The sequence below is a fragment of the Streptomyces sp. NPDC091377 genome, assembly GCF_044757045.1.
GTDB lineage: Bacteria > Actinomycetota > Actinomycetes > Streptomycetales > Streptomycetaceae > Streptomyces.
The window spans coordinates 404,134-421,060 of sequence record NZ_JBIVUE010000003.1; the positions used below are offsets into that span (position 1 = coordinate 404,134).

The 16,927-nt window shown below is 73.8% G+C and carries 19 protein-coding genes; 9 read left to right on the forward strand and 10 right to left on the reverse strand.

The features are described 5' to 3' along the window. The 3 genes from ACIQNG_RS09505 to ACIQNG_RS09515 form a co-directional block, all read right to left on the reverse strand. A complete protein-coding gene (locus ACIQNG_RS09505) occupies positions 1 to 444 on the reverse strand; it encodes a hypothetical protein (protein ID WP_401483592.1) in 444 nt (147 codons plus the stop codon). A gap of 94 nt (positions 445 to 538) precedes the next feature. Continuing rightward, positions 539 to 1,321, reverse strand: coding sequence for a response regulator (locus ACIQNG_RS09510; RefSeq protein ID WP_401483594.1), 783 nt, complete (start codon positions 1,319 to 1,321; stop codon positions 539 to 541). After that, complete coding sequence (locus tag ACIQNG_RS09515) at positions 1,318 to 2,385, reverse strand: sensor histidine kinase (RefSeq protein ID WP_401483596.1); 1,068 nt, start codon at positions 2,383 to 2,385, stop codon at positions 1,318 to 1,320. Before ACIQNG_RS09515 ends, ACIQNG_RS09510 begins: the two co-directional genes overlap by 4 nt. A 503-nt stretch (positions 2,386 to 2,888) precedes the next feature. Here ACIQNG_RS09515 and ACIQNG_RS09520 point away from each other — a divergent pair. From ACIQNG_RS09520 to ACIQNG_RS09535, 4 genes are all read left to right on the forward strand, one after another. Beyond that, the gene (locus ACIQNG_RS09520) at positions 2,889 to 3,170 is read left to right on the forward strand and encodes a TraR/DksA family transcriptional regulator (RefSeq protein WP_401483878.1); all 282 of its coding nucleotides are present in this window, start codon (positions 2,889 to 2,891) and stop codon (positions 3,168 to 3,170) included. 52 nt (positions 3,171 to 3,222) lie between these two features. Then, the gene (locus ACIQNG_RS09525) at positions 3,223 to 3,591 is read left to right on the forward strand and encodes a TraR/DksA family transcriptional regulator (protein ID WP_401431614.1); all 369 of its coding nucleotides are present in this window, start codon (positions 3,223 to 3,225) and stop codon (positions 3,589 to 3,591) included. Beyond that, positions 3,588 to 4,403, forward strand: a complete 816-nt coding sequence (locus ACIQNG_RS09530) for a hypothetical protein (RefSeq protein WP_401483599.1) — start codon at positions 3,588 to 3,590, stop codon at positions 4,401 to 4,403. Before ACIQNG_RS09525 ends, ACIQNG_RS09530 begins: the two co-directional genes overlap by 4 nt. Positions 4,404 to 4,606: 203 nt before the next feature. Beyond that, positions 4,607 to 5,239, forward strand: coding sequence for a hypothetical protein (locus tag ACIQNG_RS09535; protein ID WP_401483600.1), 633 nt, complete (start codon positions 4,607 to 4,609; stop codon positions 5,237 to 5,239). Positions 5,240 to 5,295: 56 nt separating this feature from the next. Here ACIQNG_RS09535 and ACIQNG_RS09540 read toward each other — a convergent pair whose 3' ends face one another. Both ACIQNG_RS09540 and ACIQNG_RS09545 read right to left on the reverse strand, forming a co-directional pair. Then, complete coding sequence (locus ACIQNG_RS09540; RefSeq protein WP_401483602.1) at positions 5,296 to 5,973, reverse strand: DUF305 domain-containing protein; 678 nt, start codon at positions 5,971 to 5,973, stop codon at positions 5,296 to 5,298. A gap of 101 nt (positions 5,974 to 6,074) precedes the next feature. After that, positions 6,075 to 6,572, reverse strand: coding sequence for a DUF6153 family protein (locus ACIQNG_RS09545; RefSeq protein ID WP_401483604.1), 498 nt, complete (start codon positions 6,570 to 6,572; stop codon positions 6,075 to 6,077). Between the two features lie 147 nt (positions 6,573 to 6,719). Here ACIQNG_RS09545 and ACIQNG_RS09550 point away from each other — a divergent pair, with 147 nt between their 5' ends. Then, a complete protein-coding gene (locus ACIQNG_RS09550; RefSeq protein WP_401483606.1) occupies positions 6,720 to 7,439 on the forward strand; it encodes a transcriptional regulator in 720 nt (239 codons plus the stop codon). Next, the gene (locus ACIQNG_RS09555) at positions 7,436 to 8,416 is read left to right on the forward strand and encodes a threo-3-hydroxy-L-aspartate ammonia-lyase (RefSeq protein WP_401483608.1); all 981 of its coding nucleotides are present in this window, start codon (positions 7,436 to 7,438) and stop codon (positions 8,414 to 8,416) included. Before ACIQNG_RS09550 ends, ACIQNG_RS09555 begins: the two co-directional genes overlap by 4 nt. Before the next feature lie 54 nt (positions 8,417 to 8,470). On the opposite strand, the gene ACIQNG_RS09560 is transcribed toward ACIQNG_RS09555, so the two are convergent. From ACIQNG_RS09560 to ACIQNG_RS09575, 4 genes are all read right to left on the reverse strand, one after another. Next, complete coding sequence (locus tag ACIQNG_RS09560; RefSeq protein ID WP_401483610.1) at positions 8,471 to 9,778, reverse strand: VWA domain-containing protein; 1,308 nt, start codon at positions 9,776 to 9,778, stop codon at positions 8,471 to 8,473. Positions 9,779 to 9,999: 221 nt separating this feature from the next. After that, entirely contained in the window at positions 10,000 to 10,857 is an 858-nt protein-coding gene (locus ACIQNG_RS09565; protein ID WP_401483612.1) for an AAA family ATPase, read from the reverse strand. Between the two features lie 122 nt (positions 10,858 to 10,979). After that, positions 10,980 to 12,290, reverse strand: coding sequence for an FtsX-like permease family protein (locus ACIQNG_RS09570; RefSeq protein ID WP_401483614.1), 1,311 nt, complete (start codon positions 12,288 to 12,290; stop codon positions 10,980 to 10,982). Positions 12,291 to 12,293: 3 nt separating this feature from the next. Beyond that, the gene (locus ACIQNG_RS09575) at positions 12,294 to 13,079 is read right to left on the reverse strand and encodes an ABC transporter ATP-binding protein (protein WP_401483879.1); all 786 of its coding nucleotides are present in this window, start codon (positions 13,077 to 13,079) and stop codon (positions 12,294 to 12,296) included. 302 nt (positions 13,080 to 13,381) lie between these two features. Here ACIQNG_RS09575 and ACIQNG_RS09580 point away from each other — a divergent pair, with 302 nt between their 5' ends. The 3 genes from ACIQNG_RS09580 to ACIQNG_RS09590 are packed head-to-tail and all read left to right on the forward strand — an operon-like array spanning position 13,382 to position 15,695. Next, complete coding sequence (locus ACIQNG_RS09580; RefSeq protein ID WP_401483616.1) at positions 13,382 to 14,062, forward strand: ABC transporter permease; 681 nt, start codon at positions 13,382 to 13,384, stop codon at positions 14,060 to 14,062. Continuing rightward, on the forward strand, positions 14,059 to 14,730 hold the full coding sequence (locus tag ACIQNG_RS09585) for an ABC transporter permease (RefSeq protein WP_401483618.1): 672 nt from the start codon (positions 14,059 to 14,061) through the stop codon (positions 14,728 to 14,730). Before ACIQNG_RS09580 ends, ACIQNG_RS09585 begins: the two co-directional genes overlap by 4 nt. Then, on the forward strand, positions 14,727 to 15,695 hold the full coding sequence (locus tag ACIQNG_RS09590; RefSeq protein WP_401483620.1) for an ABC transporter substrate-binding protein: 969 nt from the start codon (positions 14,727 to 14,729) through the stop codon (positions 15,693 to 15,695). Before ACIQNG_RS09585 ends, ACIQNG_RS09590 begins: the two co-directional genes overlap by 4 nt. 64 nt (positions 15,696 to 15,759) lie before the next feature. On the opposite strand, the gene ACIQNG_RS09595 is transcribed toward ACIQNG_RS09590, so the two are convergent. After that, entirely contained in the window at positions 15,760 to 16,923 is a 1,164-nt protein-coding gene (locus ACIQNG_RS09595) for an ABC transporter ATP-binding protein (protein ID WP_401483622.1), read from the reverse strand. Positions 16,924 to 16,927: the final 4 nt, after the last annotated feature.

Below are 16,927 nucleotides of genomic sequence, written 5' to 3' on the forward strand. Positions count from 1 at the left end.
TCAGCTGCTGACGTCGGCCGGAGGAGCGCGACCCCGGTGCCGGTCCGGGCGGTCGGGGGAGTCGGGCGGGAACGCGCGGTGCGCGGGGGTACGGGTGCCGGCGCTCGGGTCGGCGGCCCCCGCGCGGGGCGCGGTCGCGAAGTGGTCCAGGGGCGCGGGGCGTTCGGCGAGGTGCTCATGGCGGACCGCCCTGACCTGCGCGGCGCAGCCCGCGGCACAAGGGGCGTCGACCCGGTGGTCGGAGTCCGGGACCTGGGCGCCCGCGGTGGCCGTGCCGGGGGCGGGGCCGAAGGGGGCGACGGGCGGGAGGACCGCCAGCAGGACGGCGATGAGCAGGCCGAGCGTCGCGGCGACGCGATGACCCGGGGACGGGGCGGCATGGGGGGCCGTGGACGGGGCGGCGCGGGGGGCCGTGGACGGGGCGGCGCGGGGTGCCTGGGGCATGCACCGTCCCTTTCCTGTCGGGTTCCGGATCTGGCGTGGTTCGGGGTGGTGGGAGGGGTACGGAGTGGAGGTCGACCGGGGCGGGGTTACCCGGTCAGGGCTCGATCAGGCCCGCGCGGATGGCGTACCGGGTCAGTTGCAGCCGGTCGCGCAGTCCGAGCTTGTGCAGCAGGTTGGCCCGGTGACGGTGCACGGTCTTCACACTGATGAACAGCAGTTCGGCGATCTCCTTCGAGGAGTGTCCCTCGGCGATCAGCTTCAGCACCTCCTCCTCGCGGGGCGTGGGCACATGCTCGGGATTCTCCTCACCGTGCCGGACCCGGTCCAGATAACTGCGGATCAGCGCGGTCACCGCGCCGGGGTAGAGGAACGGCTCGTCCCGCATCGCCGCCCGGCAGGCGGCCACCAGATCCCGGTCGGCGACGGACTTCAGGACGTACCCGCAGGCACCCGCCTTCAACGCCTGGAACAGGTACTGCTCGTTGTCGTGCATGGTCAGCATCAGGATGCGCGGACCGTGTTCCATCGCGGACAGCTCACGGGTGGCCTGGAGGCCGGTGAGGCGGGGCATCGCGATGTCCAGGATCGCGAGATCGACCTCCTGGCCGCGGGCCGCCTCGATCGCCTCGGCCCCGTCACCGGCCTCGGCGACCACCTCCAGATCGGGCTCCCGGTCGAGGATGAGCCGTACCCCGCGCCGGACCAGGGCGTGGTCGTCGGCGAGCAGGATACGGATGGGCCGGGTCGGCGCGGCACCGGAAGCGGACGGCCCCTCGGCGGGGTGCGCGGCGGAGCGGGACGGCGGGTTCCCGGGGCCGGCTCCGGCCTCGGACGGCTCCTGGGCCGTGGTCGCTCGGTTCGGGGACTGGTCGGTCATGCGGAGAGCTGCTTCCTGGGGACGGGGGTGGTCAGTCGGATCCGGGTGCCGGTCCGGGAGGTGGAGGCGATGTCCAAGGTGGCCCCGGCGAGCAGGGCCCGCTCGCGCATCCCGCGGATGCCCGCGCCCTCGTGGGCGGCCCCGACGCCCCGGCCGTCGTCCGCGATCTCCAGTGTCATCGCCGCACCGACCCGGCGCAGGGTCACCTCGACCCGCCCGGCGTCCGCGTGCCGCGCCGCGTTGGTGAGGCTCTCCTGGGCCACCCGGTACAGGACAAGTTCGGTCTCCCGGTCCAGCACGGGAAGGTCGGAATCGAAGCGGCGCACCACCCGTACCCCGGTGTGGGTGGCGAAGTCCTGGGTCAGTGAGGTCAGCGCGCTGATCAGGCCGAGGTCCTCCAGGACGCCCGGCCGCAGCCGGCGCACCAGCCGACGGACCTCGTCCAGGCTCTCCCGGGTGATCTCCTGGACCTGCTGCAACTCCTCCCGCAGCGGCTCCGGCGCCTCCTCGGCGGCCCGCTTCAGCACCAGCAGGATCGCGGTCATGCCCTGCCCCACCTCGTCGTGGAGCTCCTGGGCGATACGACGCCGTTCGGCCTCCTGCGCCATCAGGGCCTGGGCGCTGGACGTGGCCCGTTCGTGCTCCAGCCGGTCCAGCATGGCGTTGAACGTCCGGATCAGCTCGGCGACCTCGCCCCTGCCCCCGCTCCCGCTCCCGCCCCCGCGCCCGCTCCCGCCGTCCTTCCCGCCGCCGATGTCTCCCGTCACCTGTGCGTCGGGGTCTCCGCCGGGGTCCCCGAGGCGCGCGCCGGGTACGGGCAGCCGTTGGCCGGGCCGGAGCAGATCGACGGTACGCATCAGCCGGGTGAGCCGGCCCAGCGGGGCGAGCCCCCAGCGCAGCAGCGCGGCATTGGCGACCAGCATGACCGCGAGACCGCCCACCAGGATGACCGCCTCGGTCAGCAGCACCGGAACGGACACCCGGATCGGGGCCAGCAGCAACAGCGCCGTGGCGGTACCCAGCACCAGGGCGTTGAGCCCGAAGATCCGCCAGAACAGCGACACCGGTGACCCGCCTCCTTCCGTGACGTCCGGGAGCGGAGCCACCGCTTCTGATCACGACCGATCCTCCCTCACCCTGCACTTTCACCGTGCACCGGGTCGATGGGGTCCGATCCCCATTTCCACCGCCACGCGATACCCATCCGCCGCGACCCACCCCCGTGTGGGTACCCCGGCCCCCGGTAAATGGGTCCTGCGCCCGATGGGTTCCGGCGGCCCGGCGGACCACAGTGGTGGGACGTACCGGCCGTCCCGCTCGGCGCAGTACCCCCGGCCGTCGTGGGACCGGGGGCCACCGAGCGGGGCGGCCTCCGCTGCGCGTAGCGCGCCTTGAGAGAGGACCCACCGTGGCGCTCGACACCCCCCGTACCGGATCCGACACCGGAGCCCGTACCAGAGCCGACACCGGAGCCCGTACCGGATCCGACACCGGAGCCCGGCCCGACCCGCGTGCCGAATCCCGTGCCGAATCCCGCACCGAGCCCGCCCGCTCCGACCGGCCGACCGTGCACGAGGCCCGCCAGCGCCTCGAACACGCCCGCAACAGCCGCACGGCCCAACTGCGGGCACTCGACGAGAGCGGCCAGAGCGCGGACGACCATCTGATGTCCGTGCAGGCCGAGGCGATCCAGCGGGTGCTCCTGGAGATCGACGCGGCGTTCGCCCGAATCGAGGACGGCTCCTACGGCACCTGCCTCGACTGCGCCAAGCCCGTCCCGGAGGAACGCCTGGAGATCCTCCCGTACACGCGGCACTGCGTGACCTGCCAGCGCCGCGCCGCCGCCTGAACCCGATCCATCCGGACAGACTCCCCGTCTCCCGCCCTGCACAAGGGGTGAAGTGGTGAACCACCAGACCATCGGCGACCGTGCCGCCCCGTTGCCGCCCGACGACCTCGCCGCGCTCCGGCGGAACCTGCGAGAACAGCGCGCGTTCCGCCGGGAACAACTGCGGCGGATGGCCGAGGCGCCCCGCACCGAGCACCCGCCGCGCCGCGGCTCCGCCGCGCGGACCGAGGTGCGCATCAAGCTCGCCGCGTCCGCGCGGATGGTGCTCCACGATGTCGAGGCGGCCCTGCGGCGGATCGCCGAGGGCAGCTACGGCATCTGCCAACTGTGCCGCCGCCCCGTCGAACGCGAACGCCTGATGATCGTGCCGCAGGCCCGCTACTGCGCCCGCTGCCAGCAGGTGCGCGAGGCCGCGCCATGACCGTCGTACGACACCCGCTGCCCACCGCGCCGGCCGGGCCCCGGCGGCTGCCCCGGCCACCCGGCCGGTCGTGCCACTGTGTCGCCCTCGACCTGGGCGGCGCCCGCACCCGGGCGTGGAGCGAGGGCCGCGGCACACTCATCGACGTACCCACCGTCACGTCCTCCGGGACGGGGGTCCCGCGCGGCGCGCTCACCGACGTACCGGGCACGGCCCGGCTGCTCGAACGGCTGCTCGGCCACCGGATGCCCCGCCTCGCCCGCCCCTTGGTGGTGGTCACCACGCCGGTCCTGGACGGGCCCGCCCATCGGGAGCGGGCCCGCGCCGCCGTCGGGGTGCTCCACCCGCGTGCCGTACTCACCGTGCCGACGGCGCGCGCGGTGGCCCTGGCCGTGGACGCCGACCTGTCCCGGCCGCTGCTCGTGGTGGACCTCGGCGCGCATCTCACCGAGGTGGTGCTGCTCGTGGACGGGATGGTCTTCGACGCCCGCCGCACCGCCCTGGGCACCGCCGACCTCTCCGGTGCCGCCACCCCGGCGGATCTCCGCGAGGGCGTCACCGCGATGCTCACCTCGATGCTCCGCCAGGACCGCACACCGCTCACCGCCGATGCCCTGAGCCGGGGCGGCCTGCTGGCCGGTGGAGGAGCGCTCCGCCCCGATCTCACCTACCGCCTCACCGGGGGCCTGGAAGCGCCGCTGCGTCCGGTGCCCGCGCCGCACACGGCCGCGGTCCGCGGCGCCGCGCTGATGCTGCGGTCCGCGCACCGCCACCCCTCCACCGGGCGGAACCACGAGCGACCGGCGCCCTGACCGGCGTCCGGCCGCCCCCGGAACCCCGTCCCCACCCGAAGAACCCCGTCCCCACCGAGGAAGCCGCCACGGCCGGTGCGCCGCCCCCACCGGCCGTGGCGGCCCCGTCCCCGACGCCTCGCCCCTCGCCCCTCGCCCCTCGCGCACCACCGCCCCCCGCACCGCCGCCCCCGGCCGTGCGCCCTCCCGGAAGGAGGACCACCGTGTCGGGCGTGATCCCTCCCGCACAGCCGCCCCCCGAACCGCCCGCGCCGGTGCGGCCCGTGCCCTTCTGGCGCTGGCGGCGCAACCCCCTGCGCCGCCGTACCGACCGGCTGGAGAGCTGGACCGCCCTCGTCCTGCTGCTGACCGTGCCCCTCCTCGGCCTCGCGGCGATGTACGCCGTCGGCGACACCGCCCACCGGCACTACCGTGCCGAGGCCGACCGGCAGCACGCCACCCGGCACCTCGTCACCGCCGCCCTCGTCCATGACGCCCCGCGCCACCCCGAACCCGGATCCGAAGAGGCCCGCGAGACCCGTTACCCGGTCACCGTCCGCCTCACCGCCCCGGACGGCGGGACGCGCACCGGCCGCACCGAGGTCCCGCCCGGCCTCTCCGAGGGCGACACCGTGCGCGTCTGGGTCGCCGCCGACGGCACGATCACCGACCCCCCGATGCCCCCCGAGGAGGTCCGCAGCCGCGCTCTGGGCTGGGCCCTGCTCACCTTCCTCACCGTCGCCCTCACCGGTGTGGCCGCCTTCGCCGCCACCGTCCTCGCCCTGCGCCGCCGCAACCTCGCCGCGTGGGACCTCAAGTGGGCCGAGACTGCGCCGCGTTGGACGATCTCCCCGTGACAGCGGAGGGGCCGGGCCCGCCCGTGGCGTGCCCGGCCCCTCCCGTCGGCGGTGGATCAGCCCTTCCCGAGCAACCCGTTCATACGGGTGATCTCGGCGGACTGGGTGGTGATGACGGCGTCGGCCAGGTCCAGGGCGGGCTGGTAGGCGCCGTCCTTCTTCTCGGCCTCGGCCATCTCGACCGCTCCCTCGTGGTGCTTGACCATGAGCTTGAGGAACGCGGTGTCGAACGCCTCACCCGAGGCGCCCTCCAGTTCCTTCATCTCCTCCTCGGTCATCATCCCCGCCATGGAGTGACCCTCGTGGCCCGAGGAACCACCGTCGGCGGGCACCTCCTCGCCCCAGGCGTCCAGCCACCCGGTCATCGTCCTGATCTCCGGGTCCTGAGCCTTCTTGATCTCCTTCGCGAGCGTCTTGACCTCCTCGGACCCCGCCCGGCCGGGCGCCAGATCGGCCATCTCCACGGCCTGGCGGTGGTGCGGGATCATCCCCTGCGCGAACGCGACATCGGCCGGGTTGTGCTCGCCCTGCGAAGCGGCGCCCGAGCCCGAGCCGGAGGACGAGGACGAGGCGGAGGTGCTGGGGGAGGCGGAGGCGCCGGATCCGTCGTGGCCGCCGTGCGCGCCGGCACCGGAGTCGTCGGATCCCGAGCCGCAGGCCGCCAGGACGAGGGCGGCGCCGGTGCCGACGGCCGCCATGGCGGCGCGGCGAAGGAACATACGGTGTGCGGTCATGCTGAGGGAACTCCTTGTACCCGCGCCCCGATACGGGCGCGAAGAGGGGATGGAGACATGCCGGGGCACGGCGGGACGGTGGTGCCGCCGTGCGGGTGCCTCTAGATCCGAAGGAGTTGCAGTTCCGCCAGGTCGGGCGGGGCCCGTCCGCTGTCCGTCACGGCGGCGACCCGGCCCGGGGGAGCGGGCGGCGTGACCGTGGCGTCCGGGGCGGCGGTGAGGGCGGGCGTGGCGTACGACGTCGCCACCCCGGTCGCCGCGCAGGTGATGTCGGCGTGGCGCAGATGCCCCGAACCGCTGTCACCGTCGGTCGCCCGGACGCAGTGCACTTGGTGCGGAGCAGCGGAGACAGCGGCAGAGCCGGGGACAGCGGCCGAGGCGGGGACAGCGGCTGAGGCCGAGACAGTGGCCGAGGTAGCGGCGGGGATCGGGGGAGAGGAGTGGGGTGCGCCGGAATGTCCGGAGCCCCCGGCGTGCCCGAGCGCTCCCCCCGGCCCCAGTCCGTGCATCGCCAGGACGCCCACCAGCAGCGCGAAGACCAGCAGCAGCACGGGACGCCCGGAGGGGCGTCGTCCGTCGCGCGCTGCGGTGCTGGTCACGCTGGTCATAGTAGAGGCGCGGGTCCCCTGATGACCCGCCACCCCCTCGGCCACGGCGCGCCCCGCCCCGAGGACTTGTGGAGGCACCCCACCCTCTGCTTAGACTGTGAGTCCAGAGCTTGGAAATTCTGTCCAGGGGGGTGTGGGGTGGCCGAGCAGGACATCGAGGCACAGCGGGACGCGATCCTCGCCGCGCTCGTCCCGGTGGTCGACGGGATCGCCGCGACCTTCGGCCCGGTGTGCGAAGTGGTGCTGCACGACTACCGGCGGCCCGAGCGGTCCGTGGTCGCGGTGGCCGGTTCGGTGACCGGGCGGGGTGTCGGCGGGGCGATGAGCGAGATCGGCATGCGGGTCCTCGCCCGTGGTGACGAGGCCGCCGACGAGCTGAACTACCTCACCCGCACCGGGTCCGGACACCTCGTGAAGTCGTCCACGATGGTGCTGCGCGACGCGACCGGCACGGTGTTCGGCGCGCTCTGCGTCAACGTCGACGCGGGCGCGGTCCGCCAGGCCCAGACCCTGCTGAGCGCACTGGCCGGACCCGCCGGACCCGCCGGCCCCCCGAGCCTCGGACCGGCCGTCGGACCGGCCATCCCGGTCACCACCTTCGACAACGACATCGACACGGTCGTGGACGCCCTCGTGGACGCGCACCAGGACACCACCTGGGCGGCGCTTGACCGCCCCGGCCGCCTCGCTCTCTTCCGCAACCTGGACGAACGCGGTGTGTTCGCCGTCCGCCGCGCCATCGAACAGGTCGCCGCCCGCCTCGGCATCTCCCGCGCCTCGGCGTACAGCTATCTGTCCCAGGCGAGGGCGGCGGTCGCGACCACCACCCCATCGACCACCGAGGGAGACCCCGCGTGACGACCTCCTCCACCCCGCCCGTCACCTACGACGACATCCTCGACGCCGCCGCCCGGCTCAAGGGCGTCGCCCACCGCACCCCCGTGCTGCGCTCCCGCACCCTGGACCGCCTGGTCGGCGCGGAGACGCTGCTGAAGTGCGAGAACTTCCAGCGCGTCGGCGCCTTCAAGTTCCGCGGCGCCTACAACGCCGCCTCCCGGCTCACGCCCGAGCAGCGCGCCCGGGGCATCGTCACCTACTCCTCCGGCAACCACGCCCAGGCCGTCGCGCTCGCCGCCCGTGAACTGGGCACCACCGCCGTCATCGTGATGCCCGAGGACGCGCCGCGCTCCAAGCGCCTCGCCACCGAGGGCTACGGCGCCGAGATCGTGACGTACGACCGCTACGGCCAGGACCGGATCGCCCTCGGGCAAGCCCTGGCCGCCGAGCGCGGCCTCACCCTCGTCCCGCCCTACGAGCACCCCCATGTCATCGCGGGACAGGGCACCGCCGCCCTCGAACTCCTGGATGAGGTGGGGGAGCTGGACGCCCTGATCACCCCGGTCGGTGGCGGCGGACTCATCGCGGGCAGCGCCACGGTGGCCAAGAGCCGGCACCCCGGGATCCGGATGATCGGCGTCGAACCCGAGGCCGGTGACGACACCAAGCGGTCGCTGGAGGCCGGCCACCGTGTCGAGATCCCCGTGCCCCGCACCATCGCCGACGGCCAGGCCCTGCACACCCCCGGCGAACTCACCTTCTCGGTCAACCGGCGGCTGGTGGACGAGATCGCGCTGGTGAGCGACGACGAGATCCGGGACGCCATGCGGTTCGCCTTCGAACGCCTGAAGATCGTGGTCGAGCCCAGTGGAGCCACCGTACTGGCCGCCCTGCTCAACGGCCGGACGACCCCGCTCACGGGCCGGGTCGGAGTGATCGTCTCCGGCGGCAACATCGACGCGGAGCGGTTCTGGAGGCTGTGCGGGACCCCCGGGTGAGGAGCTGGCCCCAGACGGGGTGCGGCGGGAAACGGCGGCGGGGTCTCGCGGCGCTCACACCGGGAGCAGCCGCCCGATCAACGACCCCAACTGCCGTGCCGTCCGGCACTCGTGCATCTCCACCGACGCGGCGTACGCGGGTGCCGCCGAGTCGCCGGTGCCCCACCGGTCGCGCGGCTCGGGGTTCAGCCAGTACACCCGGCGGGCCCGCGCGGACACTTGCCGCAGCGCCGCGAGGTTGGGGTCGCCGCGGTTCGTGCGGGCGTCCCCCAGCACGAACACGGTCGTACGCGGCCCCACCGCGGACTCGGCGTGGCGCTCGGCGAACTCCCCGAGCGCGACGCCGTAGTCGCTGCTGCCGTGCCACCCGGTCAGCCTCGCCTCCCCGTGGATGCGGGCGCCGAGTGCCTCGGGGTCCGCGGCGCCGTGCTCCAGCAGCCCCGTGACCTCGTCGATCCGGTTGACGAAGGCGAAGACCCGCACCTTGCTGAACTGGTCGTGCAGCGCCTGCACCAGCAGCATCGTGAAGTCCGAGAACCCGGACACCGAGCCCGACACATCGCACAGCAGCACCAGTTCGGGCCGGACCGGACGGCGTCGGCGCAGGACGGGCCGCATCGGGACCCCGCCCGTCGACAGTGAACCGCGCAGGGTGCGGCGCAGGTCGACACTGCCGCGCGCGGCCCGGCGGCGGCGCGCGGCGAGCCGGGTGGCCAGTTTGCGCGCCAGCGGCCGTACCGTCCGGCGCAGTTCGGCCAGCCGGTCCTTCCCGGCGTACAGGAAGTCCACCCGGTCGGCGCTCGGCGCCACCGCGCGCCGGGCGATCCGCTCCCGGCCGCGTCGCTCGGCGACCCGCCGCCGCGCCTCGGCGCCGACCTGCGCCCGGAACGCCTCGATACGGCGCCGGATCTCGTCGTCCAGCAGCCGCTCGGTGAACCGGGTGGCACCGGCCGCGTCGCCTCCGCCCGCCCGCACGGTGTCCCGTACCCGTGCGAGAAGGGTCTGGGGGCGCAGCCGGTCGAGCGTCTGATGGGCCGACCAGCCGTCCGACTCCGGCGCACCGCCGTATCCGCCCAGGCCGTCCACCGCCTGGGCGGCCAGCGCGGCCGTCGCGGCGGTGTCGTTCGCGGCGAGCGCGGCCACGAGCCGGTCACGCAACTCGTCCCGGTCCGCCGCCTGTGTCCCGGGCCCGCCGATCCCGCGCGGGAAGTACAGGTCGAAGACCGCGTCGAACACCGGCCGCTGCCCCGCGCCGTGCAGCAGGGTCGCGGCGAGTCCCTCCCGCAGCGACTCCCGCTCGTCGAAGCCCAGCACGGCCGCGGCCCGCCCCGCGTCCACGCTCTCCCCGGTACCGACACCCACCCCGTGCGCCCGCAGCGCGGCGACGAACCCGGTCAGCCGGGCGACGACATCCCCACCCCCGGAAGCCTCACCCCCGGAAGCCTCACCCCCGGAAGCCTCATTCCTGGAAGCCTCACCCCAGGCAGGCTCACCCCCCGAAGGCTCACCCCCGGAAGCCTCACCCCCGGCAGGCTCCCTGCCGCAAGGCTCATCCCCGACCGGCGAGAGCCCGTCCCCGCCGCTCACCCCGCGTCCAGATCCAGCTTGGCGGCGGCCTTGAGGACATCGTCCTGATGCTTGAGCACCACGCCCAGGCTCTCCCGTACGACGGTCTCGTCCAGCGTGTGCGCGCCCAGCGCCAGCAGGGTGCGGGCCCAGTCGACGGTCTCCGCCACGGACGGCGCCTTGCGCAGGTCCATCGCGCGCAGCGCGCCGATCACCCGCACCACCGACTCGGTCAGCGCCGCGTCGATGCCCGGTACCTTCAGCCGGACGATCCGCCGCTCCAACTCCTCGTCCGGGAAGCCGATGTGGAGGAAGAGACAGCGGCGGCGCAGCGCCTCGGACAGCTCGCGGGCGGCGTTGGAGGTGAGGACCACGAACGGCCGACGGACCGCCTTGATGGTGCCCAGTTCGGGCACGGTCACCTGGAAGTCGCCGAGGACCTCCAGGAGCAGCCCCTCGATCTCGACGTCCGCCTTGTCGGTCTCGTCGATCAGCAGCACCGTCGGCTCGTCGCCGCGGATCGCGGTGAGCAGGGGCCGGGGGAGCAGGAACTCCTCGCTGAAGATGTCCGTGCGGGTCTCGTCCCAGCTCTCGCCGCGGCCCGCGGTGATCCGCAGCAGTTGCTTGGCGTGGTTCCACTCGTACAGCGCACGGGACTCGTCCACCCCCTCGTAGCACTGGAGCCGCACCAGCCGGGCGTCCGCGGCCTGCGCCACGGCCTTCGCCAGCTCGGTCTTCCCGACCCCGGCCGGCCCCTCCACCAGCAGTGGCTTGCCCAGCCGGTCGGCGAGGAACACGGTCGTGGCGACGGCGGCCGAGGCGAGATACCCGGTCTCGGCGAGCCGCGCGGAGACATCTTCTACGGACGTGAACACAAGACCCCCTGTCTAAGCGCTTGTTCAGCATACGGGTCCCCGCCCCGCCGTGCCCTGCCCCGCCGCAACCCGCCCCGCCGTCCCCCCCCCACCTCACCCCACCTCACCCCGCCCCACCCCGCTCAAGCGGCCAGCGTCACCGCCGCCACCGCCGGAGTCCGCAGCATCCGACGGGTGGTCAGCAGGCTCGTGCCCAGCGTCACCGTCGCGGCCACCGCGGCCACCGCCGCCCAGATGCCGAGGAACTGGTCCGGAAGGACCGCGTCGGAGCGCACGACCGTGAAGGGCACGACCCCCGCCAGCGCCGCCGCCGTGCCGAAGAACAGCCCGGTCAGGGTGAGCAGCAGCGCCTCCACCCCGACCGTGCGCAGCACCTGCCCCGGCGTCGCCCCGGCCAGCCGCTGCTGCCCGAACTCCCGCTGCCGGTACGTCGTCGCCGCGTACAGCGAGTTGACCAGCATCACGCAGACGAAGACCACGATGATGCCGACGACGGTGAGGTTGAGCGTCTCCAGGTTCTTGGCCTCCACCGACTTGACCAGCCCCGACGCCGCCACCTCGGCACTCTCCAGGGACTGCATGGTGAGCGTCGCCGCGGACACCGCCGTGAACAGGATCAGGGACGTCAGGATCCCGGCCAGCCCGTCGGCGCGCTCACGCAGGACGCGCACCGCCAGCCAGCCGCTCGCCCCGGTCAGATCCAGCCGGTCCAGTACCCCCTTGAGCAGCCGCGGCGCCAGCAGCGCACAGCCCACCGAGAGCAGGATCGCCCCGTACGCGGGCGGCGCCATCAGCGCCGAGTCGGTCGCGTCGAAGGCGAAGGTGGACGTCACCCCCAGCGCGCCCGCGATCAGCGCCGCGTACGCGAGGACCGTACGGCCCCGGCCGCGCGGCTCCTGACGGCGCGTGGCCCGTCGTACGGCGAGGAAGGCCGCGCCCGCCGACGCCAGCAGAGTGATGTCGACGCCCGAGATCAGCGCGACCGGGCCGAAGGCGTGGTCGACGGACCGGGAGACCTGACCGCTGTCGTGGAACAGCTCCAGCAGCGCCCGCCCGCCCAGCAGGCCCGGCACGATCGCGAGCGCCGCGCCCACCAGGGCCACGGCGACCGCCTCACCGACGACCATCCGCTTGATCTGCGCGGGCGTCGCCCCCGAGCAGCGCAGCAACTCCAGTTCCGCCGCGCGCTGGCGCACATTGACGGTGAGCGCGGAGGCGACGGCGAAGAACACCAGCAGGGTGCCGTACCCGCCGACCACGCTCGCCGCGGTCGTCAGTGTCGAGGCGCTCACATCGTCCACGCCCGGCCCGGCGGCCGTGTCGTGCAACGAGTTGAACGCCATGACGATCGCCGCGCCGAGGAACGCGGACAGCAGGGTCGCGACGAACCGTCCGGGCCGCTGCCGGACCGAACGCAGAGCGAGTACCAGCATCCCTCACACCCCCGCCGGCATGTCGTCGCCCAGGTGCGCCAGCCGCTCGGCGACCGCGTCCGGCGTCGGCCCGTCCATCCGCCCCGCCAGCCGGCCGTCCGCGAGGAACACCACACTGTCCGCGAAGGACGCGGCGACCGGATCGTGCGTCACCATCACCACGGTCCGCCCGTGCAGCCGCGCCGCCTCCTGGAGCAGCGCCAGCACATCCCGCGCGCTGCGGAGGTCCAGCGCCCCCGTCGGCTCGTCCGCGAAGATCACCCGAGGCTCGGTGACCAGCGCCCGCGCGATCGCCACCCGCTGCCGCTGACCGCCGGAGAGCTGGGCGGGACGGTGCCCGAGCCGGTCGCCGAGGCCCACCGACTGAAGCACCTCACGCACCCGGCGCCGGTCCACCCGCCGCCCGGCGAGCTTCAGCGGCAGCACGGTGTTCTGCGCGACGGTCAACGTGTCCAGCAGGTTGTACTGCTGGAACACGAACCCGATCCGCCCCCGCCGGAACCGGGTCAGCTCGGCCTCCCCGCCCTGCGTCATCACCGTGCCGTCCACCGTGACGACCCCGCTGTCCGGCCGGTCGAGCCCCGCCGCGCACTGGAGCAGCGTCGACTTGCCCGAACCCGACGGACCCATCACGGCGGTGAACGAGCCCCGCGCCAGACTGAGCGTGACCTCGTGGAGCGCGGTCACCGCGCCGTCCCCGTGGCCGTAGGTCCTGGACACCTTGACCAGCCGCAGCGCCTCGGCGGCGGGGCCTTGGTCGCCCCGCTGTCGTGAGCCGGTGCGAAACATCGTCATCATCCTCCGTGCGGCACGCCCTGTGCCTCGTCCACGACGCTACGGAGCGCGCGCCGCGAGCACAGGGGGCACAGAGCCCGTATCGCGGGGTGTACCCAGCTACACCCCCGGGCCCGCCCGGAGCCGCCGTCAGGGCGTCACCGGAGACGACGGCGGACGGGGCACCGACGCCTGACCCAGGGCCGAGGTCGCCGCGCCCGCCGGACGCCCGCCCCGGCGGCGGCGCCCTACGCCGCTTCGACCCGAACGGGTGACCACAACGCGCCGACACGCCGCCCCGCCGCTCCAATGGACCCATGGCCGCGCCCCCGGACGACTGTCTCGCGCGCAACGACTGGATCTGCGGTGCGTATCTGACCACCCGGAGCCAGATCCTCGCGGACGCGGTGCTCCAGCATCTCCAGCTGACCTTCGCGGCCATCCTGATCGCGCTCGTCGTCGCGCTTCCGCTCGCGGTCCTCGCCCGCCGCTGGAACCTGGCCTCGGCGCCCGTCCTCGCCGTGACGACGATCCTCTACACGATCCCGTCCCTCGCGATGTTCTCGCTGCTCCTGCCCCTGTACGGGCTCTCCGCCGCCCTGGTGGTCGCCGGACTGGTGCTGTACTCGCTGACCCTGCTGGTCCGCAACATCCTCGCCGGGCTGCGCGCGGTCCCCGAGGAGACCCGGCAGGCCGCCCGCGGCATGGGCTACGGCCCCGTCCGGCTGCTCCTCACCGTCGAACTGCCCCTCGCCCTGCCCGCCGCCATGGCCGGGCTGCGGATCGCCACCGTCTCCGCCGTCTCCCTGGTCACCGTCGGCGCGATCGTCGGCCACGGAGGACTCGGCAACCTCATCTACTCCGGTATGAACACCTACTTCAAGGCCCAGGTGCTCACCGCCTCCGTGCTCTGCGTCGTCATCGCCGTCCTCGCCGACCTGCTGCTCCTCGGTGTCCAGCGGCTGCTCACCCCCTGGACCAGGACGGCCCGCGCATGAAGACGCTGACCGACGCCTGGGACTGGCTCACCGACCCCGCCCACTGGTCCGGCGCCGACGGCATCGGCCAGCGCCTCCTCCAGCATCTCGTCCTCACCGTCGTCTGCCTCGTCGTCAGCTGTCTGATCGCCCTGCCGATCGCCGTGGTCCTCGGCCATCTCGGCAAGGGCGGCGCCCTCGCCGTCAACCTCTCCAACGTCGGCCGCGCGGTCCCCACCTTCGCCGTGCTGGTCCTGCTGCTGCTCACCCCGGTCGGCACCTGGGGCGAGGGCCCGACCGTGATCGCCCTGGTGCTGTTCGCCGTACCACCCCTGCTCACCAACGCCTACGTCGGCATGCGCGAGGTCGACCGCAGCACGGTGCAGGCCGCCCGTGGCATGGGGATGACCGGCCGGCAGGTGATGTTCCACGTGGAGCTGCCGCTGGCCGCCCCGATGATCCTCAACGGCGTCAGGATCGCCGCCGTACAGCTCGTCGCCACCGCCACCATCGCCGCCCTCGCCGGCGGGGGCGGGCTGGGCCGGATCATCACCGCCGGGTTCAACCTCGCCAGCACCCCGCAGGTGGTGGCCGGTGCCGTGCTCGTCGCCGTCTTCGCACTGATCGTCGAGGGCCTCTTCGAGATCGCCGAACGGATGGCACCGGCCTGGGCCAGGGGCACCCGATGAGGCCCCCCGGGAAGAAGCGGACCCGGCCGCGCACGGCCCTCGCCGGCGTCCTCCTGTTCGCGCTCGCCGCCGCCTGCTCCACCGGGCCGTCCCTGGAGCACCGGGGCGAGGTCACCGCACCGCCCGGCGACAGCCACCAGCTCACCGTCGGCTCCGCCGGATTCACCGAGAGCGATCTGCTCGCCCAGATGTACGCCCTGCTGCTGGACCGGGCCGGCTACCGGACCTCCTTCCTCACCGTCGCCAACCGCGAACTGTACGAACCCGCCCTGGAGTCCGGGCAGATCGACGTCGTCGCCGAGTACGCGGCCACCTTCGCCGACTGGCTCAACGCCAAGACCAACGGCCCCGACGCACCTCCGGTCGGCTCACCCGACCTCGACACCACCATGAAGGCCCTGCGCCGCCTCGCCGCGCCCCGCGGGCTCACCGTGCTCGACCCGGGCCGGGCGGTCGACCAGAACGCCTTCGCCGTGACGGCCGCCTACGCGCGCGAGCACCACCTCAAGACCCTCAGCGACCTCGGCGCCTCCGGACTGAAGGTACGGCTCGCGGCCGGCGACGAATGCGTGCAACGGCCGTACTGCGCGCCCGGCCTGGAGAAGGTGTACGGCATCGACATCGTCGCCGTGGACCCCAAGGGCGTGGGCACGACCCAGGCGAAACGGGCCGTGGAGAGCGGCCAGGACCAGATGGTGCTGACCACCACGACCGACGCCACCCTCGACCAGTTCGGGCTGGTGCTGCTCGCCGACGACAAGCACCTCCAGAACGCCGACTACATCGTGCCCGTTGTCAACCGCGCCCGCGCCGGCGCCACCGGCGTCACCGACGCGCTCGACCGGCTCAACGAGGTCCTCACCACCGCCGACCTGGCCTCCCTGAACCAGCAGGTGGACAGCTGGCGCCGCCTCCCCGAGGACGTGGCCCGCACCTACCTGAAGGACAAGGGCCTGCTGGAATAGCCCGCCCGGGGTGCCCGTGGTGCCCGTGGTGTCCGTGGTGTCCGTGGTGCCCGGGCGCCCCGCCCTACGCGTCCGACACCGAGTCGAAGTCCACCTGGCCCCGCGCCACCCCCTGCGCGTCCGCGTCCACCGACCGGCGCAGCGCCTCGTGCAGCTTGGCGGGGGTGAGCACACCCAGGAAGTGGGCGCCGTCCAGGACGGCCACCCAGCCGGCGTCGTGCTGGAGCATCACCCCGAACGCCTGCTTGAGCGGGGCACCGACCGGAACCCACGCCTTCATCCGGTGCGCGAGCGCCCCGACCACGGCGTCCACACCGTCCGCGCCCAGTTCGTCGAGGCCCACCCAGCCGTGCAGATCGCCGTCCGCGTCCAGCACCACCGCCCAGCGCGCCCCGTCCGCCCGCAGCCGGGCCGCCGCCCGCGCCGCCCGCTCGTCCGGCCGGACGACCGGCGGCTGCTCCAGATCGCCCTCCTCGATCGCGGTCACCGACAGCCGCTTCAGCCCCCGGTCCGCGCCGACGAACTCGGCGACGTACGGCGACGCGGGCGTACCGAGAACCGCGCCCGGGGTGTCGTACTGCTCGATCCGGCCCTGTCCGTACACCGCGATCCGGTCGCCGAGCCGTACCGCCTCCTCGATGTCATGGGTGACCAGCAGCACCGTCTTGCGCACGGCGGCCTGCATCCGCAGGAACTCGTCCTGGAGCTGTTCGCGCACGACCGGGTCGACCGCCCCGAACGGCTCGTCCATCAGCAGCACCGGCGGATCCGCGGCCAGCGCCCGCGCCACCCCGACCCGCTGCCGCTGACCGCCCGAGAGCTGATGCGGATAGCGCGGCCCGTACGTCTTCGGGTCCAGACCCACCAGCTCCAGCAGTTCGGCCGCCCGCGCACGGGCCTTCGTACGCCGCCAGCCGATCAGCGCGGGCACGGTGGCCGTGTTGTCGAGGACCGTGCGGTGCGGGAAGAGCCCCACCTGCTGGATGACGTAGCCGATCCGGCGGCGCAGCCGCACCGGGTCGACATCCGCGATGTCCTCGCCGTCCAGCAGGATCCGGCCCGACGTCGGTTCGATCAGCCGGTTGACCATCATCATCGTGGTGGTCTTGCCGCAGCCCGACGGCCCGACGAGGGTGACCAGCTCGCCCTGCGCCACCTCGAAGCTCAGTCCGTCGACCGCCGTGGTCCCGTCCGGGTACCGCTTGGTGACCTGCTCGAACCGGATCATCCCC

Coding starts and splice junctions, on each gene's coding strand:
- ACIQNG_RS09575 (WP_401483879.1), bottom strand. CDS start 13,079: ATGTTTCGCACCGGCTCACGACAGCGGGGCGACCAAGGCCCCGCCGCC.
- ACIQNG_RS09590 (WP_401483620.1), top strand. CDS start 14,727: ATGAGGCCCCCCGGGAAGAAGCGGACCCGGCCGCGCACGGCCCTCGCC.
- ACIQNG_RS09570 (WP_401483614.1), bottom strand. CDS start 12,290: ATGCTGGTACTCGCTCTGCGTTCGGTCCGGCAGCGGCCCGGACGGTTC.
- ACIQNG_RS09510 (WP_401483594.1), bottom strand. CDS start 1,321: ATGACCGACCAGTCCCCGAACCGAGCGACCACGGCCCAGGAGCCGTCC.
- ACIQNG_RS09580 (WP_401483616.1), top strand. CDS start 13,382: ATGGCCGCGCCCCCGGACGACTGTCTCGCGCGCAACGACTGGATCTGC.
- ACIQNG_RS09505 (WP_401483592.1), bottom strand. CDS start 444: ATGCCCCAGGCACCCCGCGCCGCCCCGTCCACGGCCCCCCGCGCCGCC.
- ACIQNG_RS09585 (WP_401483618.1), top strand. CDS start 14,059: ATGAAGACGCTGACCGACGCCTGGGACTGGCTCACCGACCCCGCCCAC.
- ACIQNG_RS09540 (WP_401483602.1), bottom strand. CDS start 5,973: ATGACCGCACACCGTATGTTCCTTCGCCGCGCCGCCATGGCGGCCGTC.
- ACIQNG_RS09595 (WP_401483622.1), bottom strand. CDS start 16,923: ATGATCCGGTTCGAGCAGGTCACCAAGCGGTACCCGGACGGGACCACG.
- ACIQNG_RS09530 (WP_401483599.1), top strand. CDS start 3,588: ATGACCGTCGTACGACACCCGCTGCCCACCGCGCCGGCCGGGCCCCGG.